Origin of the sequence: Protofrankia coriariae, assembly GCF_001017755.1 — a bacterium.
Lineage (GTDB): Bacteria > Actinomycetota > Actinomycetes > Frankiales > Frankiaceae > Protofrankia > Protofrankia coriariae.
The window spans coordinates 71256-77129 of sequence record NZ_JWIO01000021.1; the positions used below are offsets into that span (position 1 = coordinate 71256).

6 protein-coding genes (1 of these 6 cut by a window edge) are annotated in these 5874 nt (G+C 72.1%); 4 read left to right on the forward strand and 2 right to left on the reverse strand.

Annotated features, from left to right (window positions below):
* Positions 1 to 408: the 5' portion of a dienelactone hydrolase family protein gene (locus FrCorBMG51_RS14160; RefSeq protein WP_047223533.1), read on the reverse strand. It extends 360 nt beyond the left edge of the window; 408 of the gene's 768 nt are visible here — the first part of the coding sequence; its start codon is at positions 406 to 408; its stop codon lies beyond the left edge, outside the window.
* Positions 409 to 710: 302 nt separating this feature from the next.
* Here FrCorBMG51_RS14160 and pafA point away from each other — a divergent pair, with 302 nt between their 5' ends.
* From pafA to FrCorBMG51_RS14180, 4 genes are all read left to right on the forward strand, one after another.
* The gene (pafA, locus tag FrCorBMG51_RS14165) at positions 711 to 2069 is read left to right on the forward strand and encodes a Pup--protein ligase (RefSeq protein WP_047223534.1); all 1359 of its coding nucleotides are present in this window, start codon (positions 711 to 713) and stop codon (positions 2067 to 2069) included.
* 13 nt (positions 2070 to 2082) lie between these two features.
* Positions 2083 to 2616 carry an FKBP-type peptidyl-prolyl cis-trans isomerase gene (locus tag FrCorBMG51_RS14170; protein WP_047223535.1) on the forward strand — a complete coding sequence of 178 codons (534 nt, stop codon included), beginning with the start codon at positions 2083 to 2085 and terminating at the stop codon, positions 2614 to 2616.
* A 699-nt stretch (positions 2617 to 3315) separates the two neighbouring features.
* Positions 3316 to 4104 carry a WYL domain-containing protein gene (locus FrCorBMG51_RS31300; RefSeq protein ID WP_235433573.1) on the forward strand — a complete coding sequence of 263 codons (789 nt, stop codon included), beginning with the start codon at positions 3316 to 3318 and terminating at the stop codon, positions 4102 to 4104.
* Positions 4101 to 5081 (forward strand): helix-turn-helix transcriptional regulator, encoded by a 981-nt coding sequence (locus FrCorBMG51_RS14180; RefSeq protein WP_047223536.1) that lies wholly within the window; start codon positions 4101 to 4103, stop codon positions 5079 to 5081. The genes FrCorBMG51_RS31300 and FrCorBMG51_RS14180 overlap by 4 nt, the downstream gene beginning before the upstream one ends.
* A gap of 143 nt (positions 5082 to 5224) precedes the next feature.
* Here the strand turns inward: FrCorBMG51_RS14180 and FrCorBMG51_RS14185 are convergent, their stop codons facing one another.
* Positions 5225 to 5836 (reverse strand): class I SAM-dependent methyltransferase, encoded by a 612-nt coding sequence (locus tag FrCorBMG51_RS14185; RefSeq protein ID WP_083731202.1) that lies wholly within the window; start codon positions 5834 to 5836, stop codon positions 5225 to 5227.
* Between the last annotated feature and the right edge of the window lie 38 nt (positions 5837 to 5874).

A 5874-nucleotide genomic window follows, 5' to 3' on the forward strand; every position in this document is an offset into this window, starting at 1 on the left:
GCGGGTGGCGGTGGCCAGCGCCACGGTCCCGCCCATGCAGAAGCCGAGCACCGCGGTCCGCCCGGGAGCGAAGCCTGCGCCGGCGAGGTGGGTGAGGCTGGCGTCGACGTCCGTGGTGATGCCGGCGGCGGTCAGAGTGCCCATCTGCCGCGGCGCGGACGGCCAGCTGCCGGCCGGGTCGACCTCGGCGATCCCGTCCCGGTGGTAGAGGTGCGGGGCGACCGCGAGCCAGCCGGCACCGGCCAGCCGTACGCACACCGACACCAGGTACGGCGTGATTCCCCGCGCGTCCTGGACCACGATCACCCCGCCGTGGGTCGGACTGCCCGGGCGCGGCGTGACCACCGTGGCAGGGGTGGTGCCACCCACGGTCGTGACGACTGCGGAGGGTTCGGGCGTCACCGTCATGCTGGTCGTCCTCTCTACCGTCTCCGGCGGGCTCTTCCGGCGGAGACGGCCCTCGGAGTTCTCGGATCGCGCCCCGGATCATCTCCGGACTGTCTCTTGATCGTCTCTGGATCGCAGCCTGCGGCTCCGGCGCGGACGTTACCGGACGCGGGCGCGCATCCGACCCACTTCACCACCCTTTGCGTCAGGGTTGTGACCCTCTGTGCCACGACGGGCGCCGAGGAGGTCACAGGCGGCCACGGACGAGGGCGGCTGGAGCGTCCGCTCACACCAGGGTGGGCGGGCGGCATAGGGTCGTCGGTGTGGATCGCCGCATCTTCGGCCTGGAGAACGAGTACGGGGTCACCTGTGTCTTCCGCGGCCAGCGCAGGCTGTCCCCGGACGAGGTGGCCCGCTATCTCTTCCGTCGGGTCGTCTCCTGGGGTCGTAGCAGCAACGTCTTCCTGAAGAACGGTGCCCGGCTCTATCTCGACGTGGGCAGCCATCCGGAGTACGCCACCCCCGAGTGCGACTCCGTGCCCGACCTCGTCACCCACGACAAGGCCGGCGAGCGCATCCTGGAGGGGCTGCTGGTCGAGGCGGAACGGCGGCTGCGCGAGGAGGGTATCGCCGGCGACATCCACCTGTTCAAGAACAACACGGACTCGGCCGGCAACAGCTACGGCTGCCACGAGAACTACCTGGTGGGGCGGCACGGCGAGTTCAGCCGGCTCGCCGACGTCCTGGTGCCGTTCCTGGTCAGCAGGCAGATCCTGTGCGGGGCGGGCAAGGTCCTGCAGACCCCGCGGGGGGCGGTGTACTGCATCTCGCAGCGCGCCGAGCACATCTGGGAGTCGGTGTCGTCGGCGACCACCCGGTCCCGTCCGATCATCAACACCCGGGACGAGCCGCACGCCGACGCCGAGCGGTTCCGGCGCCTGCACGTGATCGTCGGCGACTCGAACATGAGCGAGACCACGATGTTGCTCAAGATCGGCTCGACCGATCTGGTCCTGCGCATGATCGAGGCCGGGGTGGTGCTGCGGGACATGTCGCTGGAGAACCCCATCCGGGCAATCCGCGAGGTCAGCCACGACATGACCTGCCAGCGCAGGATCAAGCTGGCGAACGGGCGGGAGGCGAGCGCGCTGGAGATCCAGCGCGAGTACTTCACCAAGGCGCAGGAGTTCGTCGAACGCCGCGGCGGGGACGCGGTCGCCAAGCGCGTCCTGGACCTGTGGGGCCGCACCCTGCTCGCGATCGAGACCGACGACCTGGAACTGGTCGCCCGCGAGATCGACTGGGTGACCAAGTACGTGCTCATCGACCGGTTCCGGCACCGGCACGGCCTGTCGCTGGCCTCGCCTCGGGTGGCCGAGATCGACCTGAAGTACCACGACATCCATCGTGACCGGGGCCTGTACTACCGGATGGAACGCGGCGGGCTGGTGGAACGGGTCAGCCGCGACCTCGACATCTTCGAGGCGAAGTCCGTCCCGCCGCAGACCACTCGGGCCCGGCTGCGTGGTGAGTTCATCAAGCGGGCCCAGGAGAAGCGACGCGACTTCACCGTCGACTGGGTACACCTGAAACTGAACGATCAGGCACAGCGTACGGTGCTCTGCAAGGATCCGTTCCGGTCCGTCGACGACCGGGTCGACAAACTCATCGCCAGCATGTGAGGACCACCTACCTGTGACCGTCGTTCCACGCCTTGGCCGAGGTGTCCGTTTTGTTATACTCTCCGCCGTTCTGCTCGCCACGCTGCCCGTCACACTTGCCGCCTGCGGAAGCTCCACCGCGCCCGACGGGACGGGCGAATCGCAGCTACCGACAGTGACAGGCGCGGGCGACCTGTCGGCCAAGCCGACGATCGCGGCCGGTGCCGGCACGCCGCCTGCGACGCTGGTGACCCGCGACCTCGTGGTCGGCACCGGCGCGGTGGCGTCGCCGACCAGCACCGTGTCGGTGCAGTACGTCGGCACCCTGTGGGCCAACGGCAAGGAGTTCGACGCGAGCTGGGACCGTGGAGAGCCGTCGATCTTCCCGCTGGACGGCGTCATCCCCGGCTTCCAGCAGGGCATCGCCGGGATGAAGACCGGCGGCCGGCGCACGCTCGTGATCCCGCCCGAACTCGGCTACGGCGCGACGGACCAGGGGCCGATCCCGGGCGGATCCACCCTGGTCTTCGTCGTCGATCTCGTCGGCGTCCAGGCCAGCGACAACTGACCGGTGTCCCGCCCGACCGGTCCGCGCGGACGCGGACGGACCGATCAGGCGGGGCCGGGCCGGGCCGGGTCGGGCCGCCGGCCAGTCCGGGCGACAGGCGTCGATCGTGTGTTCGATCTCCTCGAACGCGCGGTCGACGCTTTACGGGCCGGGTTGTCGCATGGGCGACGCTGAAGATCCAACAGGGGTGTTCTAGCCTCGTACGGTGTCCCGTCGTCGGCTGGAACGGCTGCTGAACCTGACGATGTGCCTGATGGCCACATCGCGGTTCCTCACCGTCTCCGAAATCGGCGAGCTCGTGGAGGGTTACACCCCCGGCGACACCGCTGACGAGCAGGAGGCGTTCCGCCGCATGTTCGAGCGGGACAAGCAGTACCTGCGCGACATCGGCATCCCGCTGGAGACCGGGTCGGACTCGTACTGGAGCGACGAGGTCGGCTACCGCATCCGCCGCGGCGACTACGCGCTGCCGGAGATCTCCCTCGACCCGGACGAGGCCGCCGCTCTCGGGCTCGCCGCCCAGCTGTGGTCCAGCACGGCGCTGGCGGACGCGTCCGCCAGCGCCCTGCGCAAGCTCGCGGCCGGCGGTATCCGCACCCTGCCCGGCCCGGACGGCCTGGAGCCGCGGGTCGCCACCACGNCCCCTACCGCAAGGTGGAACAGACCGAGGCCCGCGAACGCCACGTCGAGCCGTGGGGGGTGGTCTCCTGGCGGGGACGCTGGTACCTCGTCGGCCACGACCGTGACCGGCGGGCCCCCCGGGTCTTCCGGCTGTCGCGGGTGACCGGCGCCGTGCGCGCGGTCGGGCCGGCAGGCGCGGTCCGCGTCCCCGACGGGGTCGACCTGCGGGCGCTGGTGTCCGCGTCGGCGCCGTCGCCCGAGCCCACCCGCACCGCCGTCCTGTGCGTCCGCCCGGGGGCCGGTCACGCGCTGCGCCGGTACGCCCGGGCGCTCCCCGCCGACGGCCCGCGGCATCTCGCGCCGGGGAGCGACGAGGGCCGCCTGGCCGCCGCGGCGGCCGGGATGGACTGGGTGGAGCTCGACTACTCCGACACCGAGCAGCTGGCCAGATGGATCGCCGGCTACGGCGCGGACGTGCTGGTGGAGCAGCCGGCACAGCTGCGTGCCGAGGTGGTACGCCGACTGGCCGACGCCGCCCGGGCCCACGACGGCATCGAACGGCCACGCCCGGCGGCGAAACCGGCGGACCCAGCCGGTTCCCGGGCGTTCTTCTGCTCCGCGGCCCCGGCCTCCCCACCGGCCACCTCTGTGAAAAAGCCGACCGGGGGACGGAAGAGGCAGTCGGCGGCCGCGTCCCCGGGGAAGCCAACCGGGGACACGGTGATTCCGCCGGTGGTCCCGCCGGTCGCTGACACGGTGGCCAGGGATCCGGCGGGACCGCCGCTGCCCTCGTCGGACGCCCCGGCCGACGGGGAAGCGGGCAGGGCGCCCAGCGGGGCGGCGACGCTGCCGGAGAACGTGCCGTGAGCCCGCCGGTGTCCTCCGCCTCCGCCGCCGACCGGCTCAGTCGGCTGCTGGCCCTGGTGCCGTGGCTGCGCGCCCATCCCGGGGTGTGCCTCGACGAGGCCGCCGCCACCTTCGGGATCACCGTCCGCCAGCTGCGGGACGACCTGGACCTGCTGTTCGTCTGCGGCCTGCCCGGCGGCGCCCCCGGTGACCTGATCGATCTGAGCTACTCCGCCGACCAGATCTCCGTCCTCGACCCGCAGACCCTCGACCGCCCGCTGCGGCTGTCCGCGGACGAGGCCATGGCGCTGGTCGTCGCGGCCCGCACGCTCGCCGACGTGCCCGGCCTGTCCGCCCGCGACGCGCTCGACCGGGCGCTGGGCAAGCTGGCGGACGCCGTCGGCACCCTGCCCGCCGACCGGGTCCGTGTCGAGCTCGACGCCCAGGACGGGGTCCTGCGGGCCGTCCAGGACGCGGTGGCCCGCGGCCGGCAGCTGCGCCTGCGCTACCTGGTCTGGTCCCGCGACGAGCTGACCGAACGCGACGTCGACCCGATGCGGGTGCTCACCCGGGACGGCCACTGGTACCTGGAGGGCTGGTGCCACCGGTCACAGGCGGTCCGGCTGTTCCGCCTCGACCGGATCGACGGCCCGGACGGCGTCACCGTGCTCGACACACCCGCCGACCCGCCGCTGGAGGCCCGCCCGCGGGACACCGACGGCCTGTTCGAGCCCGGCCCGGCGGAGACGCTGGTCGTCCTCGAGCTGGAACCGGCCGCACGCTGGGTCGCCGACCACTACCCGGTCGTCTCCCGCCGCGAGCTCGACGGCGGCCGTCTGCTGGTGGAACTGCGCATCTGGGAGCCCGGCTGGCTGCGCCGCCTGCTGCTCGGCCTCGGCGACCAGGCCAGAGCTCTCGGGCCCCCCGACATCGTCGCGGGCATCCACACCGCCGCCACCCAGGCCCTGGCCGCCTACGGCCTCGACAGCCACGAATAGGCCCAGCGCTACCCCGTCCGGCATGCCGCTCGACGGACACGGCTCCTTCGGCCGGCAGCGCCCCGGACGTGGACGTTGAACGAGTTCGTCCCTGACCGATCCGCTCTCGATTGGTCAGGGACGAACTCGAGTGATTCAGCGGGTCAGGTTCGGCGGGCGACGAGCATCAACCGGCTCGAGCCGAGCTGGTAGGGCGCACCGTCCGGCCCGGCGTACCGCTCGATGCCGGTGAACCCGCCGTCGATGAGCAGCTCACCGAGCTGGCGGCTGGTGTAGACGCGGTGCAGTGCCGTGGCGTCGACGACCTCCCCGCCCCGGCTGAACCGGTACCGGCTGATCAGGCAACTTTCGTCGACGTCGTACTCGGTCGTCGTCTCGACCGTGATGTCCCCGGTCCGCATGGTGCGTGGCTGACCGGTGTAGCCCGGCAGGACGGTCTCCGCGGTCGCGTTGAAGTCGATGACGAGACCCCCGCCGGGGCGGAGGGCACCGGCGAGGGCCGCGATGAACTCCCGGGTGCCGGCGGTGTCCAGGTAACCGAAGCTGTTGCCCAGGCACACGGCGGCGTCGAACGACGCCGGCCGTGGGATCGAGCGCATGTCCGCCTGGGCGAACCTGACGTCGAGGCCGGCCCGAGCCGCCTCCCGCCTGGCATGGCCGACGGCCTCGGCCGAGATGTCGACCCCGGTCACCCGGTGGCCGAGCGCCGCGAGCGCCAGGCTGTGGCGGCCGCTGCCGCACGGGACGTCGAGAATCCGGCCGCCAAAAGGCCCGGGACTGTTTCAAGATCGGT